This is a genomic window from Photobacterium sp. WH24, from assembly GCF_019204055.1.
Classification (GTDB): Bacteria; Pseudomonadota; Gammaproteobacteria; order Enterobacterales; family Vibrionaceae; genus Photobacterium; species Photobacterium arenosum.
Window position 1 is genome coordinate 191,499 of record NZ_JAGSOZ010000002.1, and the last position, 18,907, is coordinate 210,405.

The 18,907-nt window shown below is 51.4% G+C and carries 18 protein-coding genes; 7 read left to right on the forward strand and 11 right to left on the reverse strand.

The window, feature by feature from the left end; genetic code table 11:
* Nucleotides 1-126 precede the first annotated feature (126 nt).
* Nucleotides 127-1,722, reverse strand: coding sequence for a nicotinate phosphoribosyltransferase (locus KCG43_RS04140; RefSeq protein ID WP_218383487.1), 1,596 nt, complete (start codon nt 1,720-1,722; stop codon nt 127-129).
* Nucleotides 1,723-1,732: 10 nt separating this feature from the next.
* The gene (gene prs, locus KCG43_RS04145; RefSeq protein ID WP_218383494.1) at nt 1,733-2,587 is read right to left on the reverse strand and encodes a ribose-phosphate diphosphokinase; all 855 of its coding nucleotides are present in this window, start codon (nt 2,585-2,587) and stop codon (nt 1,733-1,735) included.
* 167 nt (nt 2,588-2,754) lie between these two features.
* On the opposite strand from prs, the gene KCG43_RS04150 reads away from it, so the two are divergent.
* A complete protein-coding gene (locus tag KCG43_RS04150; protein WP_255557854.1) occupies nt 2,755-3,462 on the forward strand; it encodes an NUDIX domain-containing protein in 708 nt (235 codons plus the stop codon).
* Between the two features lie 154 nt (nt 3,463-3,616).
* On the opposite strand, the gene rraB is transcribed toward KCG43_RS04150, so the two are convergent.
* Nucleotides 3,617-4,006 (reverse strand): ribonuclease E inhibitor RraB, encoded by a 390-nt coding sequence (gene rraB / locus KCG43_RS04155; protein WP_218383500.1) that lies wholly within the window; start codon nt 4,004-4,006, stop codon nt 3,617-3,619.
* A gap of 303 nt (nt 4,007-4,309) precedes the next feature.
* Here rraB and argF point away from each other — a divergent pair, with 303 nt between their 5' ends.
* The 5 genes from argF (at nt 4,310) to KCG43_RS04180 (ending at nt 8,740) form a co-directional block, all read left to right on the forward strand.
* Nucleotides 4,310-5,314, forward strand: a complete 1,005-nt coding sequence (argF, locus tag KCG43_RS04160) for an ornithine carbamoyltransferase (RefSeq protein ID WP_192015476.1) — start codon at nt 4,310-4,312, stop codon at nt 5,312-5,314.
* Between the two features lie 289 nt (nt 5,315-5,603).
* Nucleotides 5,604-6,533: an aspartate carbamoyltransferase gene (gene pyrB, locus KCG43_RS04165; RefSeq protein ID WP_027251907.1), complete on the forward strand. Its 930-nt coding sequence runs from the start codon at nt 5,604-5,606 to the stop codon at nt 6,531-6,533.
* A gap of 15 nt (nt 6,534-6,548) precedes the next feature.
* A complete protein-coding gene (gene pyrI / locus KCG43_RS04170; RefSeq protein ID WP_192015475.1) occupies nt 6,549-7,013 on the forward strand; it encodes an aspartate carbamoyltransferase regulatory subunit in 465 nt (154 codons plus the stop codon).
* 274 nt (nt 7,014-7,287) lie between these two features.
* Nucleotides 7,288-8,271, forward strand: a complete 984-nt coding sequence (locus tag KCG43_RS04175) for a serine protease (RefSeq protein WP_218383502.1) — start codon at nt 7,288-7,290, stop codon at nt 8,269-8,271.
* A gap of 79 nt (nt 8,272-8,350) precedes the next feature.
* The gene (locus KCG43_RS04180; protein ID WP_192015473.1) at nt 8,351-8,740 is read left to right on the forward strand and encodes a Rid family detoxifying hydrolase; all 390 of its coding nucleotides are present in this window, start codon (nt 8,351-8,353) and stop codon (nt 8,738-8,740) included.
* A 55-nt stretch (nt 8,741-8,795) separates the two neighbouring features.
* Here KCG43_RS04180 and idi read toward each other — a convergent pair whose 3' ends face one another.
* The 8 genes from idi to nudF all read right to left on the reverse strand — a co-directional run bounded on the left by idi (nt 8,796) and on the right by nudF (nt 17,171).
* Nucleotides 8,796-9,329, reverse strand: a complete 534-nt coding sequence (idi, locus tag KCG43_RS04185; RefSeq protein WP_218383504.1) for an isopentenyl-diphosphate Delta-isomerase — start codon at nt 9,327-9,329, stop codon at nt 8,796-8,798.
* Nucleotides 9,330-9,427: 98 nt separating this feature from the next.
* Nucleotides 9,428-10,153 (reverse strand): 1-acylglycerol-3-phosphate O-acyltransferase, encoded by a 726-nt coding sequence (locus KCG43_RS04190; RefSeq protein ID WP_192015471.1) that lies wholly within the window; start codon nt 10,151-10,153, stop codon nt 9,428-9,430.
* 171 nt (nt 10,154-10,324) lie between these two features.
* On the reverse strand, nt 10,325-12,589 hold the full coding sequence (parC, locus tag KCG43_RS04195) for a DNA topoisomerase IV subunit A (RefSeq protein ID WP_218383507.1): 2,265 nt from the start codon (nt 12,587-12,589) through the stop codon (nt 10,325-10,327).
* Between the two features lie 71 nt (nt 12,590-12,660).
* Nucleotides 12,661-14,550, reverse strand: a complete 1,890-nt coding sequence (parE, locus tag KCG43_RS04200) for a DNA topoisomerase IV subunit B (protein WP_192015469.1) — start codon at nt 14,548-14,550, stop codon at nt 12,661-12,663.
* Between the two features lie 120 nt (nt 14,551-14,670).
* Nucleotides 14,671-15,249: an esterase YqiA gene (gene yqiA, locus KCG43_RS04205; protein WP_192015468.1), complete on the reverse strand. Its 579-nt coding sequence runs from the start codon at nt 15,247-15,249 to the stop codon at nt 14,671-14,673.
* Complete coding sequence (cpdA, locus tag KCG43_RS04210) at nt 15,249-16,073, reverse strand: 3',5'-cyclic-AMP phosphodiesterase (protein WP_218383509.1); 825 nt, start codon at nt 16,071-16,073, stop codon at nt 15,249-15,251. The genes yqiA and cpdA overlap by 1 nt, the downstream gene beginning before the upstream one ends.
* Nucleotides 16,074-16,101: 28 nt before the next feature.
* The gene (locus tag KCG43_RS04215) at nt 16,102-16,530 is read right to left on the reverse strand and encodes a DUF1249 family protein (RefSeq protein WP_192015466.1); all 429 of its coding nucleotides are present in this window, start codon (nt 16,528-16,530) and stop codon (nt 16,102-16,104) included.
* Complete coding sequence (gene nudF, locus KCG43_RS04220) at nt 16,527-17,171, reverse strand: ADP-ribose diphosphatase (RefSeq protein ID WP_255557855.1); 645 nt, start codon at nt 17,169-17,171, stop codon at nt 16,527-16,529. Before nudF ends, KCG43_RS04215 begins: the two co-directional genes overlap by 4 nt.
* 419 nt (nt 17,172-17,590) lie before the next feature.
* On the opposite strand from nudF, the gene tolC reads away from it, so the two are divergent.
* Nucleotides 17,591-18,883 carry an outer membrane channel protein TolC gene (gene tolC, locus KCG43_RS04225; protein ID WP_192015464.1) on the forward strand — a complete coding sequence of 431 codons (1,293 nt, stop codon included), beginning with the start codon at nt 17,591-17,593 and terminating at the stop codon, nt 18,881-18,883.
* The last annotated feature ends 24 nt before the right edge of the window (nt 18,884-18,907 follow it).

Below are 18,907 nucleotides of genomic sequence, written 5' to 3' on the forward strand. Positions count from 1 at the left end.
GGTTTAGCAACTGACAGATAAGAAAAAAGCTGGCAAGCCAGCTTTTTTCTTATCTGTCAGTCCTAATTAAGGTGACACTTTTACCATTGCAACTTTAATCAGGTTGGTTTAAGTATTTGATGTGCGTTATATCTGCGTGCTAATTCGTGTTCTGATGTCGCTGAGCGTCGTCTCTTTGATCAGTTTTCCGTCTTCAAAGACCACCTGCAATAATCCCTCCTGCTCCTCTGCTTCCGAGACGTTGTCAAAGCACACCAGTTCACCATCGACACAATCCACTTTAAGTAAGCCTTTTGCCGAACGCTTTTTGCTGTCGGTTTTGGGCTCTTTGAAGATTGCAACCCGTTGATTGCCTTTAACCACGCTAGTGGCTTTCACTGCCGAACCATGGGTATCTCGAGTGACATATTGATAGCTGAACGAGCCAATCCCCAGCACCACCTTAGAGGCGAACCCTTTATCCATCAGTCGCTGCAGAATTTGACGCTGCCGGGTCAGCGTAATCGCATCTCCATAAATGGCACCGATATGATCATCCAGCAATTTGTAGCCTTTGTCGGTGAGTGTGCCACCAAAAGTATCCCACAGGCACTCAATTAATCCCTTAATTTCACACAGTTCAAGCCGTTGTGTTTCGCCCTCGACAACCCCGTAGTACTCCCCCTGCCAGCTATAGGCTTCGAACCCTTCGCCCACTGCAGCTTGCTCGGCTTCATGTTGTGAGTTGACCAGTTCACTGTATTCAGACACAGGTGACAAACGATATCCGGTCAGAATTTTCACCGGATCGCCAGAGTCCGGACGGATAACTACCGTACCATTGCGAGCCATGATCTCTTCTTTGAGTAGTGGCAGATATTCCGTGACCAGCTTCCAGAAGTCCCAGGTATCTGAAACCACGCTGAGAATACCTGTGGGTGACTGTTCACGCATCAGGTAACGGAAAAACTCAATTTCCCCTTCAAGAATCCAAGAACAAGTGACCGAATGCTCCGTAGCATCAACCGAACAACCCACCAATTCCTCATCAACATTCGCACTATAGTATTTTTCTGCAAAGAGCACCGCAGGAATGGTATCCGTTCCCACCAGTCCCGATGCCAAATGGCCAAAACCGCTCATCGCCGCCGCGTGTTTACCAAACATACCGCGAAAACTAAAATCATGTCCCTGAAATGGTACGATTTCCTTTGGCAGCCCAGTTTTTCCCGCAAACTCGCGGAAGACTTTCAAGTATGCAACTGAAGTTGTTGCACTGGTTTGGATCGGCCAATTTTCACAACTGAGTACGGTCTCAATCATGTTAGTGAGCCACTCGAAGCCAGGCTTCGTGTTCACGATGGTGATCGGTGGAACTTGATAAGGTACTAGGGTACCTTCAGGTAAGGCCTTAATCTTTAAAGGCAGATAGCCAAGGTCGTGCAACGCTTCCAGATAGCTGATATCAACGGGATAGCCCAGCATGGCACTCATGATTCGTCTGTGATTTGCCACAGCACTCTCTTTGTCTGCATCAAAAAAGACCTGCCACTCTTCCTGCAAATAACTTTTGATAAAATATTGCAGACCGACAAAGGCAACTTTGTTGTTATTTTCCACATTACTTAACTTACCGCTTCGGGACGTATAGTTCGCATAAACTTCTGTGACATCAGGGTGATAAGCACGACTGTGAAACTCTTTATAAACATCTTTCTGCATGCTGGCTGCGGTAATTGTCATGAGGTACTCCTTACAGTTCAATCATTTCCAGTTGCACATCGCTGTGCTGGATAAAGTCCGCTTTGTCACGGCAAGAATTTGTTGTGTAAATGGTATCGATAAGACCAGAGAAAACTGCTAACCCCTGAGAGAAGATCCCATGGGTAACGTAGAGGGATATTGACCGGACACCTTGCGCTTTCAGTACTTTCGCCAGTTCAACAAAGGTTCTGCCACCATCACAGATGTCATCAGCGATGAGTACGTCTTTTCCACTTACATCGCCCAACACTTGGGTTTGGATGATTTCACCTGTTTTTAGGTTACGTACTTTTTGCGCTTGAACCACCTCAGGCTCACCACCAAAGTGCTCAGCTATTTTGACTGTCTTTTTACTTGCGCCCGCATCAGGCGAGACCAAAGTGATTACACCGTTGCTCAGTTGTTGCTGCAGTTGTGGAAACTGCTCAATCAGATGAACCTGGTCAATATTTTCGGCCCTGTTCAATAACGCTGGCACCACCTCGCTATGCGCATCCCACACGGTGACTTTATCCAGATTGAGCTGGTTGATCAGTGACGCCATGACTTTCGCGCCGAGTGCTTCACCGGCCACGCATACCCTGTCCTGACGAGCATACGGAAAATACGGAATAAGCAATTCAATTGATGTCCGTTCCATACACAGTCTTTTTAATGCATCAACGGCCATCAACAGACGCATTACCTGTGAGGAATCCGTGATTCTGGCAATCACCTGTATTTTTTCACTTCGAGCAAAATCCGATGGATTGAAGCGGATGTGCTCTTCACCCCCAGAAAAAGTAAAAGCTTCATATGCCACATCTTTTGTGTTTCCAGAGTATTCATAACTGATGATTTTCATAATCCCTCACATATAATGTCTCTAAGACACAATTAAGGTAGCAAACAAGATTAACCCAATCAACAACTTTATGTCCTTTAGACACAATTATTAGGTTTAACATAGGAGGTATCCTTTCATTTGCCTGATAATCAAGAATTCGTTATTGTGTCGAAAAGACACAAAATATGATTGTCATGACGCTTGATTACGATTTAACCCAATACAAAAACCCACTGTTCACTGTGGACAGTGTGTTGTTTACAATTTTGCAAGGCAGCCTGAAAGTTCTTTTAGTGAAACGAGCGAACGCCCCGTTTCAAGGCAGGTGGGGGTTGCCTGGAGGATTTGTGGATGTCGAAACAGACGACAATACAGATATGAGCGCGCTCAGGAAGATCAAAGAAAAAACCAGCGTTGCGCCGCAATATTTAGAGCAGTTACAAGCATTCTCCGGGATCAACCGTGATCCGAGAGGATTTAGCGTAACGCTGGTGTATTACGCCTTAATTTCCCCGCAACAAGTCGCGACACAAATCGATTCAGTTGAAGATGTGAAGTGGGTGGATTTAGGTGAGCTTTCCGATCTCGCCGTCGCATTTGATCACAAGCAAATTATCAAAAAAGCCAAAGAGCGATTGCAGCAAAAGGCTCTGTATTCGATGATCCCGGTCTACTGCCTGCCCGAGCAGTTCACGATCGGGCAACTCAAATCCGCAATTGAAGCGATCATTAGCAAGCCGATCCAACGTAAAAGTTTGGTAAGAAGAATTGAGGCTTGCGGGATGTTTGAAGCCCTGGATGAAAAAGTGAAATCCGGCGGCCGATTAGCACAGCTCTACAAGTTAAAACCGGATGTCGATATCGTACATTTTGAGCGCAACCTCAGCCTGTAACCTGATATGATATCAGTTTGCCCAAGCTCATCCAGAAAGGGCTTTCACCACCAACTCACCAGCATGCTTAGCACAATAATAAATCCCCCGACAAGTCGAGGGATTTATGTCAATGAAGCCAAGGCGGTACCAATGTTCCCATCACCGATGGAGATTAGGCATCTTCGCCTTCGTCGTCTTCACCAGACTCAAAGTAAGTTCCCCAGCCGTCGTAATCGATATTATACTTCTGAGCCAGCTCTACCAGCTTGAGCACCTGCTCATCGATCAGCTCAGCGTCCAGGGCTGACTCCATGACCGCATCGAAGCAAACGACTGTACCGCCACCGTCTTCTTCATCCAGCTCCAGCTCTTCGGCATCCATCACTTCAAAGCCCATCTTGAAGGCTTCAGCAGCGGCACCTTCCAGCTGAGCAAATGTATCAGCAGAAAAATGGTGTTCAATCGAATACAGCGCATCCGGATCACTGCCATCTTCCAGCAGGGACTCAATGATTTCGCGAGTCTCTTCCTTCTGCTCTTCAATCAATTCTGCGTAAGACATAAGGTCTCTCCAAATAGGGGCACCAGCCACACTAGTATGTATAAAATTGGCCGCCAATATGGCACGGATCCCCGCGAATTTCCATCCTCTGTCGTGATTTCCCGCCCCATTCTCTGTTCAGCGAAAGTCGCACAATCGCCTTTCTGATGCAGCAGACGATTTTTCCCGCCTTTCTCTCGGATTTTGCGATTGACACAGATATATATAATTTCATATTTTATGGGTAATTATTCATAAAACATCAATTTTCACACATAACGCAGCGATCAGTGTTCGCTGAAGTCATGAACACGAGGACGAGATATGGCATTTAATCTGCGCAACCGGAATTTTCTCAAGCTGCTGGATTTCACCCCACGCGAAATCGGGCACCTGTTGTCGCTTTCCGCAGAACTGAAAAAAGCCAAATACGGTGGTTATGAACAGCCGCGCCTGAGCGGTAAGAACATTGCCCTGATTTTTGAAAAGTCCTCAACCCGTACCCGCTGCGCTTTTGAAGTCGCCGCCTTTGATCAAGGTGCCCGTGTATCTTATTTAGGCCCGTCCGGCAGCCAGATCGGCCACAAAGAATCAATGAAAGACACGGCGCGTGTGCTGGGCCGTATGTACGACGGTATCCAGTACCGGGGTTTCGGTCAGTCTGTGGTTGAAGAGCTGGGACAATATGCCGGTGTGCCGGTCTGGAACGGTCTGACCGATGAATTCCATCCCACTCAGATTCTGGCCGATTTTCTGACCATGCAGGAACACAGCCCGGGCAAGCAGTTACAGGACATAAAATTTGCCTATCTGGGTGATGCCCGTAACAACATGGGCAATTCCCTGATGGTCGGTGCGGCCAAGATGGGAATGGACATCCGGCTGGTTGCCCCCAAAGACTACTGGCCGGAAGAGGATCTGGTCACCCAGTGTCTGGAGATTGCCAGTGAGACTGGAGCCCGCATTACCCTGACCGAGTCGGTACAGGAAGGCGTGCAAGGCTGTGATTATCTGTATACCGACGTCTGGGTTTCAATGGGTGAAGCACAGTCGGCCTGGGACGAGCGGGTTAAAACCATGCTGCCATACCAGGTTAACGCGTCGACACTCAAGGCAACCGGCAATCCCAATGTGAAATTTATGCACTGCCTGCCAGCGTTTCACAACGATGAAACCACAGTAGGTAAAGAGGTGGCTGAAAAGTATGGTCTGTCTGGCCTGGAAGTGACCGAAGAGGTCTTCGAGTCGGCCCACTCTATCGTCTTCGATCAGGCAGAAAACCGAATGCACACCATTAAAGCAGTGATGGTAGCGACTTTAGGTCAATAGCACTGGCATGTGCGCAACCGTCAGGGTCAGGTTCGGTGCAGGCAAACGCTTGCGCCATAGAGAAATGGCGGTATAATCCTCCGCAATTTGTCTAGCGAGTACCAAAAATGGCCCAATCCGCGATCACAGTTGTGCAGCGACGCCGCCGGTTAACGGTGTGCCATGCCGTTTTTGTTACTCCGGATCGTCATCCGAAAGCCTCCTGATCTCAGGGGGCTTTTTTTTGCCTGTACGATAGCCAAGACAGACCCAAAGCCACCCGTTCCAGACTAAAAGAGGGAAAAGCGCCATGGCGAATTCGCTATATCATAAGCACATTATTTCCATCCCCGAGCTTAGCCGCAGCGAACTCGAGCTGATCGTTGACACCGCGGCCCAGCTGAAGAAACAGCCGAATCCTGAACTGCTCAAGCACAAAGTGATTGCCAGTTGTTTCTTTGAGCCATCTACCCGCACCCGCCTTTCTTTTGAAACGGCGATTCAGCGTTTAGGCGGCAGCGTGATTGGCTTCGATAATGGTGGCAATACCTCACTGGCGAAAAAAGGCGAGACGCTGATCGACTCGGTTCAGGTCATTACGTCTTACGTGGATGCGTTCGTGATGCGCCATCCGCAAGAAGGGGCCGCCCGTCTGGCATCAGAATTCTCAGGCAAAGTGCCGGTGATCAATGCCGGTGACGGTGCCAACCAGCACCCGACCCAAACCCTGCTGGATTTATTCAGTATTGCCGAAACGCAAGGCCGCCTGGACAACCTCAATGTTGCCTTTGTCGGCGATCTGAAATACGGCCGCACGGTGCACTCGCTGACTCAGGCGCTGTCGAAGTTCAATAACATCCGCTTTTACTTCATCGCCCCTGAAGCGCTGGCGATGCCGGATTACATCTGCGAAGAGCTGGATGAGGCCGGTATTGCGTACAGCCTGCACACCCAGATGGAAGAAGTGATCCCTGAGCTGGATGTCCTGTATATGACCCGGGTACAAAAAGAGCGCTTTGATGAATCCGAGTATGCGCACATGAAAGCCGCCTATATCCTGAGTGCTGACATGCTGACCGATGCCCGTGACAACCTCAAAGTACTGCACCCGCTGCCACGTGTTGATGAAATCACGACAGATGTAGACAAAACCCCGCACGCTTATTATTTCCAGCAGGCGGAAAATGGCGTCTATGCCCGCCAGGCGCTGCTGGCACTGGTGCTCAATCAAGACATTTAAGCAGGAGAATATCGCATGACAAAAGAGTCCCAACTTCAGGTCGAAGCCATTAAGAACGGTACTGTCATTGACCACATCCCTGCCAATGTCGGTATCAAAGTGCTGCGCTTGTTCCAACTGCATCAGGCTGAAGAAAAAGTCACGATTGGTCTCAATCTGCCTTCCTCAGCACAGGGAACCAAAGATTTGATCAAAATCGAAAATGTGTTCCTCAATGAGGAGCTGGCTAACCAGCTGGCGCTCTACGCCCCCAAGGCGACAGTGAACCAGATTGAAGACTACAAAGTGGTCAAGAAGCTGACCCTGTCGCTGCCTTCACAGATCAACGCTGTCTTTAAGTGCCCGAATTCAAACTGCATTACCCACAACGAGCCGGTCGACAGCAGCTTTAAAGTGGTGACCAAGCATGACGAAGTCCGCCTGAAGTGCAAATACTGTGAAAAAGTGTTCGCTCGCGACATAGTGACAGATTACCACTGACATTCCGGCACTCATGCCTGAAAAACCGCCTGTGACAAAAATAAGAAAGCCGACTCAGCCCTGAGCCGGCTTTTCAGTTTCCCGCCCCTTTTCTGCCTCAGTTCAGCCATTCTCAGTTCAACAACATTGTTTCGCTAATTCCGTTTCTAGACTCAGGGAAAGTGCCACTTTTGGCTCCTTTCACAGTCAAAGTGCCGCGCTGAGCCGAAATCAGCACAGAACGGTTATCAACCCGTTCTGTAAGAGCAAGTGTGACCAACAACGAGTACATAGCATGAATATCTGTGCGCGGTTTTGTCATCGTTATCTCTGGCCTCAGTTAACCGTACGGCCTGCCATTCTGGCCGGTCTGATCCTGTCTGGTTGTGTCATGACCAACGGTGACGTCTTTGATGCGCCAAAAAATATGGCCAACCAGCAAGTGATTATCGGGGTGCCCATTTTGCTGGGCGGATTTGGTTCAGCCGTTCCTGTCACACCGAATTTGCAGGTCACGGCCAAACATGTTGCGCGCTATTCCTGGAACCGTGACGTTATCTATCACCCGCTGTGTGATCTGGCATTGATCCGCACGGACTCTGCCCAGGTGCCCACCTGGGGATTAATTTTTCCTGATCAGCCTGTGGTCCATCAGGGCCACTCTCTGCTCGGAAACAGCATTGAAGGTAAAGGCAAGTACCTGCAGGATGTGATAGATACCAACAATAATTGCCTGTATTCCCTGAGCGATGCGCCTGTGATGTCTGGCATGAGCGGTGGCCCTGTGTTCAATGAGGCCGGAGAAATCGTCGGCATCACGGTTGCCATTGTCGATAACCCGGAAGATCTCGCCAACCTGCGCCCGGCCGCACGATACAGCCAGTTTGTCCCTGCCACACTGATTTTTGACTGGCTGCAGGAACTGGGCATACGCCCTGTATCAGCCAGCCCGGCACTGGCCAGCGCTCAGGTCTCGCCTTATGTCAATCGCCTCAACCGCAGCACAGACGTGCCCGATTCTCTGGGTCTGCCCGATAACCAGAATCACAGCAGCAACGGCCTGACACCGCTTGTCGCCCCTCACAATGCGGCAGCGGCCTCCCCGCTCACCAGCTATGCAACGCCAGTGTCCGGCTCCTTCCCGCCGCCGGATGAAAACAGTAATGATGTTGCCCTGCAGCACAGTGCAGCGACTATCTATCAGGAAGAGAAACCCGATACCAGCCGTTCGCCGGCCGAGGTCATCCAGAACCTGAGCAATGATCCCACGTTCCGCTAGCAAACCTTTTGACCTGTTCGTCAAGGCATTGCACACTAGAGGCCGTAAGCATTTCTGTTGAAGCCAAAAAGGATCAAACATGACTCAAGTACTGCACACAGACAAAGCACCTGCCGCTATCGGCCCATACGTTCAGGGTGTTGATCTCGGTAACATGGTTCTGACCTCGGGCCAGATCCCGGTTAACCCGGTAACGGGAGAAGTACCGGAAGATATCGCCGCTCAGGCTCGCCAGTCGCTGGAGAACGTCAAAGCGGTCGTCGAATCTTCAGGGCTGAAAGTGGCGGATATCGTGAAAATGACGGTATTTGTGAAGGATCTGAACGATTTTGGCACAGTCAATGAAGTGTACGGCAGTTTCTTTGATGAAAACCACGCTTCCTACCCGGCGCGCTCTTGTGTGGAAGTCGCTCGTCTGCCAAAAGATGTCAAAATCGAAATTGAAGCCATTGCGGTACGCAAAGCCTGAGGCTTCCCTGCATAGTGCACAGTACCAATAAAGACGGGTTAAGCCCGTCTTTTTGTTATTTAAGTGCTGCCAGCACCTTGTGATACACCTGACTGAACCAGGCCGTAAACTGTTCAGGCTGGCTGTCCAGACAAGCGGTTAACTCCGATTGCGGCCACCAGCGACAGGCCATGACCTCCTCCGGGTTCGGTACTATGTGCAGATCTGAAGTTTCCGCCACCAGAACATAATCCAGTTCGTGTTCTGTCAGGTCGTTATCCAGTTCAGCCCGGTAAATAAAACGGGCGACCTGTTCAAACTGCGCCACCTCGCGTATCCCCATTTCCTCTCCCAGCCGGCGTATTGCCGCCTGCTGCAGACTCTCACCGTCGCGGGGATGCGAGCAGCAGGTATTGGTCCATAAACCACCGCTGTGATACTTAGTTAATGCTCGCTGTTGCAGCAGATATTCTTTACCTGACGCCGTCTGGCGGTACAGCAGAACGGAAAACGCCAGATGCAGCCTGCCGTCACGGTGAGCCTGCATTTTTTCCGCCAGGCCCAGGTGCTCACCAGCCTGATTCACCAATATCACATATTCCCGGCTCATCTCTCACCCCTCTGACGGCTAAAAGGTTATACTGCCCTGAAAACAAAGACAGGCCCTAACGGCCTGCCTTCCTGATAATTCGACGCGATCCGAGACGGTTATTTCGCTGAACGGGCCTGCGCTTCGGCGTTCAGATCATCCAGCTTAGCCGCCATCAGATTGCGACAGTGCTCTGACAGCTCGCGGACATCTTCTTTGGTCATGCCTTCCGTTGAGACAGGCGGCATCACTTCCACAATTACCACGCCGTTATTCCAACGGTTAAACTTCACCTTGTCGGTGGAGCTGCACACAATAGGCACCACAGGCACACCAGCCCCGATGGCAGCATGAAAAGCACCGGTTTTAAAAGGCAACAGACCCCGGCCACGAGAGCGGGTACCTTCCGGGAACATCCATACCGAGACCTTACGCTCTTTAATTTTAGCCACCACCTGACCGATAGTCCCCATTGCTTTACTGCGGTTGGCGCGATCAATCAGAATGTTGCCTGTCAGCCAATATAACTGACCAAATAACGGCATCCACAGCAGGCTTTTCTTGCCGACAGTCACTGTACGCGGCAGCACAGCACCTGAAATCGTAAACAGATCATAGTTATTCTGATGATTGCCAACATGCACGCTCGGACCCACTTCCCGCGCGGCGTCCGCAACCCGTAATTCCAGTTTAATGCCCAGAAAGCGGGCCATTTTCGCGAAATACAGCGCAATAGTGTGGACGTGTTTCGGGTTACGCGGGCTTAACAGGCAGTAACCACAGCCAAACACAAACATGACGATGGCAAACAGCGTAAGTGCCAACAGTCGTAATACAGCAATCATCAGATTCTCCTCAGCGTACAAGCGTGCGCTAGTATACTCAGTCAAAGGGAAATTACACCCTTATCACGGCTTTTTTGTTTGATCCTGACGCCATTTCCGTTCGGTAAAGCGCAAATAAAATAAGCCTCTGAACGAGGCTTATTTTGTCTAACACGCTGCGGTGAATGGCAATCAGCTGTCTTGATTATGATCAGGATAAGCAATTTCATAACTGGTGACCCGCTGCAGACCGCGAGGCAGCATAGCGCCTCTTCTGCCGCGCTCACCATAGAAATTCTCCAGATCCGAGACTTTCAGGCCCAGCTTACGTTTCCCTGCGTACAGGGTCAGTTCACTGCCTGCCGGTAAGACCAGCAAGTGAGACAGAAACTCTTCCCTGGCTTTGGCTCTGGCCGAAGGAATGTTGATAATCTTGTTGCCCTTGCCTTTACCCAGTTGCGGCAGATCCTGAATCGGGAAGATCAGCATGCGGCCTTCATTAGTAATCGCCAGCACCTGATCTTTGCTCAGATCTGAGATCGGCTGGGGCGGCATCACCTCACATTCCGCCGGAACGGACAACAAGGCCTTACCATTGCGGTTCTTGGAGATCATATCGCTGGCCTTGCAGACAAAGCCATAACCGGCATCAGAGGCCATCAGCCAGTATTGCTCTTCTTCAGACATCAGCACCTGACGCACGCTGCTGCCGGCCGTAATATTGAGACGGCCGGTCACAGGTTCACCCTGACTCCGCGCCGAGGGCAGTGTATGGGACTCCAGCGCATAGCTGCGGCCATCGCTGCCAATAAAGATCGCTGGCTGGTTACTCTTACCGCGGGCATGGCTCAGGTAACTGTCGCCAGACTTAAAGTTCAGGCTGCTCGGATCCACCTCATGCCCTTTGGCGTGGCGGATCCAGCCTTTGTCGGACAGCACCACAGTGATAGCTTCACTGGGCAGCAAGTCACGTTCAGTCATCGCCTTGGCTTCAGCACGCTCAACCAGCGGCGAACGGCGATCATCACCGTATGTCTCGGCATCGGCCAGAATTTCTTTCTTCAGCAAAGTGTTCATGCGTCGTTCAGAGCCCAGCAGCTGTTCCAGCTTCTCACGCTCTTTGCTCAGCTCATCCTGCTCGCCGCGGATCTTGATCTCTTCCAGCTTGGCTAACTGGCGTAATTTGATCTCAAGAATGGCTTCGGCCTGCGTCGCACTCAGCCCGAAGCGGCTGATCAGCTCAGCTTTCGGATCGTCTTCCGTGCGGATAATCTCAATCACTTCGTCGATATTGAGATAAGCCGCCAGTAAACCTTCGAGAATGTGCAGGCGCGCCAGCACTTTATCCAGACGGTGCTGCAAACGGCGGCGCACGGTTTCGCGGCGATACACCAGCCATTCTGACAAGATAGTTACCAGACCTTTCACCTGAGGACGGCCATCCAGCCCCAGCATGTTGAGGTTAACCCGGAAACTCTTTTCTAAATCTGTCGACGCAAAGAGGTGCTCCATCAGCTGCTCGGCGTCGATCCGGTTTGAACGCGGTACGATCACAATGCGGGTCGGGTTCTCGTGATCCGATTCATCACGCAAGTCTTCCACCAGCGGCAGCTTCTTCGCGCGCATCATGCCGGCAATCTGCTCCAGCAACTTAGAACCGGACACCTGATGCGGCAGAGCGGTGATAATGATTTCGCCGTTGTCCTTCGACCACACAGCACGCATCTTCACGCTGCCTTTACCGGTACGGTAAATTCTTTTCAGATCCTCGCTGGAAGAGGTGATTTCCGCTTCCGTCGGGTAATCCGGGCCTTTGACGAATTCCATCAAGGCATCCAGATCCGCCTGCGGATGCTCAATCAGATGCACCACGGCATTGGCCACTTCACGGGCGTTATGCGGCGGAATATCCGTCGCCATACCCACGGCAATGCCTGTCACCCCATTGAGTAAAATATGCGGCAGCCGGGCTGGCAGCATAGTCGGCTCTTTCATGGTGCCGTCAAAGTTCAGCCCCCATTCCACCGTGCCCTGGCCCAGCTCGCTCAGCAGGATTTCAGAAAAACGGGACAGACGCGATTCGGTGTAACGCATCGCAGCGAACGATTTCGGATCATCCGGGGCACCCCAGTTCCCCTGACCGTCTACCAGCGGGTAGCGGTATGAGAAGGGCTGCGCCATCAGTACCATGGCTTCGTAGCAGGCCGAGTCGCCGTGCGGGTGGTATTTACCCAGAACGTCACCGACAGTACGAGCCGATTTCTTATATTTGGCTGTGGCGCTCAGGCCCAGCTCTGACATAGCGTAAATAATCCGGCGTTGTACCGGTTTCAGGCCATCGCCGATAAACGGTAGGGCCCGGTCCATGATTACGTACATGGAGTAATTCAGATAGGCATCTTCAGTAAACTTGCGCAGCGGCAGCTGCTCGATACCTTCCATTGAGACATCAGTCATGGTGGCTAAATCCGTGTTGTCCTGATACCTGCCGGTCTGACCGGCAGGCGGAAATCATCAATTGGCGAGGCTCAGACTTCCACGTCGGCCAGATCACCCTTACTCTGCAGCCAGCTACGGCGGTCTTCAGCGCGCTTTTTACCCAGCAGCATATCCATCATCAGGATAGTCTGCTCGTCATCATCCACGGTCAGTTGCACCAAACGGCGCGTATTGGGATCCATAGTGGTTTCACGCAGCTGTAAGGGGTTCATCTCACCCAGACCTTTAAAGCGCTGCACATTCACTTTGCCGCGTTTGCCGCTGAGGCGATCGAGAATGCCTTCTTTCTCCGCCTCGTCCAGGGCGTAATACACTTCTTTCCCCAGATCGATACGGTACAAAGGCGGCATGGCGATATACACATGACCAGCTCGCACCAAGGCTTCAAAATGCTTCATGAACAGCGCACATAACAAGGTGGCGATATGCAGACCATCTGAGTCGGCGTCAGCCAGCACACAAATCTTACCGTAGCGCAGGCCGCTCAGATCATCACTGTCCGGGTCAATCCCCAGCGCCACTGAAATATCATGGACTTCCTGTGAGGCCAGTACCTGATCCGCCGACACTTCCCAGGTGTTCAAAATCTTACCGCGCAACGGCATGATCGCCTGAAACACACGATCACGAGCCTGTTTGGCGGAACCGCCTGCTGAGTCACCTTCCACCAGGAAAAGCTCGGTTCTATTGAGATCCTGCATCGAACAGTCGGCCAGTTTGCCCGGTAATGCCGGCCCGCTGGTGATTTTCTTACGCACCACTTTCTTGCTGGCACGCATCCGGCGATGGGCATTGGCAATACATAATTCCGCCAGCTGTTCGGCTATTTGCGGACGCTCATTGAGCCACAGGCTGAATGCATCTTTGACCACGCCCGAGACAAAGGCCGCACACTGGCGGGATGACAGGCGTTCTTTGGTCTGACCGGCAAACTGCGGATCCTGCATTTTCACCGACAGCACATAGGCACAGCGCTCCCAGATATCCTCAGCCGTCAGTTTCACACCGCGCGGCAGCAGATTACGAAATTCACAAAATTCCCGCATCGCATCCAGCAAGCCCTGACGCAGGCCGTTAACATGCGTACCGCCCTGCGCTGTTGGAATCAGGTTCACATAGCTTTCAGTGATTAATTCACCGCCTTCCGGCAACCAGACCACGGCCCAGTCTGCCGCTTCGGTCTGTCCGGTAAAGACACCCGTAAAGGGGGATTCAGGGAGCAGGGTATAGCCCTTGACACCTTCAAACAGGTAATCTTTCAGGCCATCTTCGTAGCACCAGCGTAGGGTTTCGTTGGCTAGTTTGTCAGTGAATACAATTTCCAGGCCAGGGCACAATACCGCCTTGGCTTTCAGCACGCTTTTCAGGCGGCTGACTGAAAACTTCGGGCTGTCGAAATACTTACCATCCGGCCAGAAATGAACACGCGTCCCCTTGGCGCGGCGGCCACAGGTATCAATGACTTCGAGTTCACTGACTTTATCGCCGTTTTCAAAAGCAATCTGATACACCTGTCCGTCACGCTTGACCGTGACTTCGACGCGCTTAGAGAGTGCATTCACTACGGAGATACCGACCCCGTGTAAACCGCCTGAGAATTGATAGTTTTTATTGGAGAATTTGCCGCCTGCGTGGAGTTTACACAGGATCAGCTCGACCCCGGATACCCCTTCTTCCGGGTGAATATCCACGGGCATACCCCGGCCGTCATCAATCACCTCAAGCGATTGATCATCGTGCAGGATCACTTCGACTTTCCTGGCATGGCCAGCCAGGGCTTCATCGACACTGTTGTCGATGACTTCCTGACCCAGGTGGTTTGGCCGCGCCGTGTCGGTATACATGCCAGGGCGACGTCGAACCGGCTCTAGGCCGTTCAGAACCTCAATGGCTCCAGCGTTATAGCTTTGGTCTGTCATAGATTCGGAAAGTTACGAGAAAATGTTGCCACAATAGTCAGTAACCTCAGCCTTGATGTCAAGCTGAGGCTAATACGAGTCAATAAACAATGCCATGCCCGAAAGCACGCTGCGAAACAGTTATAAACCTAAAAAGCGGACAATATCGGCGGGATAACGATTAAATCCAATGAAACTGTGATCGCCGTTCGGTTCTACCGTCTGACGACAGGCTGCATACTTTTCCACCGCCTGACGGTAGTCCAGCACTTCATCACCTTCCTGCTGCAACAACCACAGTAAATCCGGCTGATTCAGCTCTGGAATCTCCAGCACCTTCAGCTCATCCATATGAGGCGGCGACAAAGCGTACTTCTCTTGCGTATACGGGTTTACCTGCTCTCCCAGATAATCTGTCAGCAGCTCAAAAGGCTTCACGGCCGGATTGACCAGCACAGCAGGCAAATGATGCCGCTGGCTCAGCCAGGTGGCCAGATAGCCGCCCAGCGAGCTGCCGACCAGGCCAATGCGATACGCCGACTTTAAGTCAGTCACTAATGTATCAATAGCGTGCGCCGCCTGGCTCGGGTAAGACGGTAATTGTGGGATCTCGAGCCGGATATCAGGCCGGTTCGCCTGGCAGTATTGTGCCATCAGCCGGGCTTTCATCGATTGCGGCGAGCTATTAAAACCGTGCAGATAAAGCAGTAAAGATTCCATCAGTAACCTGCGGCGTCAAACTGCGGCGAGAAGGTGCGCTGGCGCACCCGTTCGACTTTGGTATCAATGTCACCGTTCGCTTGCAGACTCAGCCAACGCCATCCGGGGTTGGACTGATCCAGAGCAAAATCATTGGAGTCAGGTTTAAACTGAATACAGGTCGACGGCGTGGCCAGCACCCGAACTCCCTGATGCAGTACATCCAGTTCCTGATGGATATGTCCGCATAATACGGCTTTCACCTGAGGATACTCAGAGACCACTTGCCAAAAGGCCTGATGATTTTTCAGCTGATGCTGATCCAGCCAGCGGCTGCCGGCAGCCAGTGGATGATGGTGCAGCAGCACCAGTGCATGGCGGTCCGGGTGGGCAGCCAGAGCCTGATCAAGCATCTGAAGCTGCACCTGGCTTAATTCACCGTGTGGTACGCCCACCACCTGACTGTCGAGCAGAATCACCTGCCAGCGCTCACCGGCCAGTACCTGATCACAGGCCTTGATCTGCGGTGAGGGCAGCACGCTTTTCATGCTGGGTTGATAGTCGTGGTTACCGGGCAGCCAGAAACAGGGTTGCACCCAGCGTCCGATCCCATCGGCAAAGCGCTGATAAGAGGCTGGTGTGTGATCCTGCGAGATATCACCCGTTGCAATAATGGCATGAAACGGGCGTAGCTGAGCCGCCACTTCGTCGAGTACGGCATGAAAGCTGTCTTTTGTTGCCACGCCCAGCAGGCTGCCCTTGGCATCCGCAAACAAATGGGTGTCGGTCAGTTGCAGCAAAAGTACACTATCTGAATTATCCTGCGGCAGAGAATAGGTCTGCAAAACGTCAAAACCTTGTTGAATGAAATCGTTAATAAACCGATTGCTTACTGAGACCGTTCTTCAGGCAGTAAGCCAGCCAATCTCCCAAAAAGCGATTAACCTGATGTTTTTCATCTTTTTGGTGCATCCGCATATTGGGGTAATCATACCTTGGCTTCAAACGTGAAATCTGCTGAATAGAACACACTTCTGCCACCCTGGCGTCATGATAAAGCCGCACTTTAAAGGTGGGTACCAGGTATTCAGGCAAGCCTGTATCGGTTTCCATTTGCAGCTGAATCAGCGTGGTGTAACGGGTTGATTCCAATATCCTGAGCTTATAATCATGGCCGCCGACCTGATAGGCACACTCCTCCCCTACCGCTTCACTTTTTGGCAGTAATGGAAGCAACTTCGCATAGTTGGTTTCATATAAACGCATGATACCCGCGAGATCGACCGTGTACCTTCTGTTCACAACTTGTCCTTAACCCAATCGGCCTGCAGTTGGTGATAGTGTAATTGCAACCATTGTAGCGCAATGATGCTGGCCGCATTTTCTATTTTACCAGACACCACCCAATCATACGCTTCTTCACGGCTGACCACATGCACCTTGATATCCTCACCTTCATCTTCAAGCCCGTGAATACCGGATGCCAGGCGGCTATCGACACAACCGGCATAGACACTCAGGGTTTCCGAGCACCCGCCTGAGCTGGACAGATAGCGGGTAATATGGGCAAGTTGATCTACCTGGATGCCCGCTTCTTCCACCGCTTCCCGGCTGACCACCTCTTCCGCGTTTTCGCCAGGCTCAATGATTCCAGCCACAATTTCCAGCTGCCAGGGCTGGCAATCGCCAGCCAGGGCGCCAATTCGGAACTGCTCCACCAGTACCACCTGATCACGCACAGGATCGTACGGCAGCAAGGCCGCCGCATGGCCACGCTCCAGCAGTTCACGGGTCAGAGTCTGGCTCCAGCCGCCGGCAAACAAGCGATGGCGAAAACGGAATGCTTTCAGGCTGAAGAAACCCTGATAAAGCGTTTCTTCATGCTCCACTTCGACATCCATCGCGCCGAACGCTCCCGGGTTATTTCTGGACGAGTCAGACATCGGTAATCTCCATGTCATGGGCCTTTCACAATTATCGCTCAGGCTCACTTGGGGCCACAGTAAACCAAAACGGCATTTTTTCATTCATCGCTATTATGACGCAATGGCTGAGCTCAACTTTTTTAATAAATGTTGCAGTTATATTTAACTCAACTCAAAAATGAACACCCGTGATCTGGCGACTAATGTTAAACTGGTACAATATTACTTTCTTACAAGTAAATTTTTGCTGGTCAATGATGGGAATCAACCACTACCGTTGCGACACCTGTACAAAAAGATTGCAATTTCCTTCAATAAACAGCATGTTCTTTTGTTAAATTTGCACAAAAAAATCACAATTGATCAGTTTCAAGCAAGCTATCATCAGGTAAACTGAACATTGCACATTATTTTGTCAGGACCAGGAAAAAGCATTCATGAAAAAATTGCTTCCGCTTTATCTAGGCTTAGCACTGGGTAGCCTCAGCCCATTTGCCATGGCTGACGATCTTGCCGATATCTATGAACAAGCCAAACAGAACGACCCTCAGCTGCTACGGGCCGCGGCTGATAAAGATACCGCTTTCGAAGCGATTAATTCATCCCGCAGTACGCTATTGCCTCAAATCAATCTGACTGCCGGATTGCAGGCCTCCCGCCTGGACATCGATGATGAAGGATTTAACGGCGGTCTGAGTCTGAGTCAGTCGCTGTATAATCGCGCCAGCTGGGTCAACCTTGATATCAGCGAAAAACAAGCCCGTCAAAGCGATGCCAGCTATGCCGTGGCTCAGCAAAACCTGATTTTGCGTGTATCCACCGCCTACTTCTCAGTATTGCGTGCAATGGACGATTTAGAGTTCGTACGTGCCGAAAAAGCGGCCGTTGGCCGTCAGCTGGAGCAGACCAAACAGCGCTTTGAAGTCGGCTTGTCTGCCATCACTGACGTACACGATGCACAGGCTCAGTATGACAGCGTTCTGGCTGATGAAATCCTGAAAGAAAACGCCCTGACCAACAGCTATGAAGAACTGCGTGAAATCACGGGTCAGGCGCATAAAGATCTTTCTGTTCTGGATACCCAGCGCTTCTCCGCCAGCAGCCCGAACAATACTGTTCGCACCCTGCTTGAAAACGCAGAAAGCGAAAACCTGACACTGCTAAGTGCCCGTATTGCTCAGGACGTCTCGCGCGACCGTATTGCACTGGCTGAGTCAGGGCATTTGCCAACACTGAGCTTTGATGCCGGCTACAGCTACAACGACATGCAGCAAGGCCTGAGCAGCGATGAAGGAACCATTTCTGCAGGCATTAACCTGAATCTGCCGGTTTACACGGGTGGTCGGGTAACCTCTGAAGTGAAACAAGCCCAATACGCTTACGTCTCCTCCAGTGAGACTCTGGAAGAAACCTACCGCGGCGTAGTCAAGAATGTGCGGGCTTTCTATAACAACATCAACGCATCTATCGGCGCTCTGAAGGCTTACCAGCAGTCGGTGATCTCGGCCCGTTCAGCACTGGAAGCCACCGAAGCCGGTTTTGATGTCGGTACCCGTACTATTGTTGACGTTCTGGACGCAACCCGCCGTTTGTATGATGCCAACCGTCAGCTGGCTACTGCCCGCTACGATTACATTATCAGCCAGTTGCAGCTCAAGCAGGCTGTCGGTTCGCTCAATGAGCAGGACATTCTGGATGTCAACACAGGTCTTATCCCGGTCAAAAAATAAGATCGCAAAAAAAGACGCAATTAT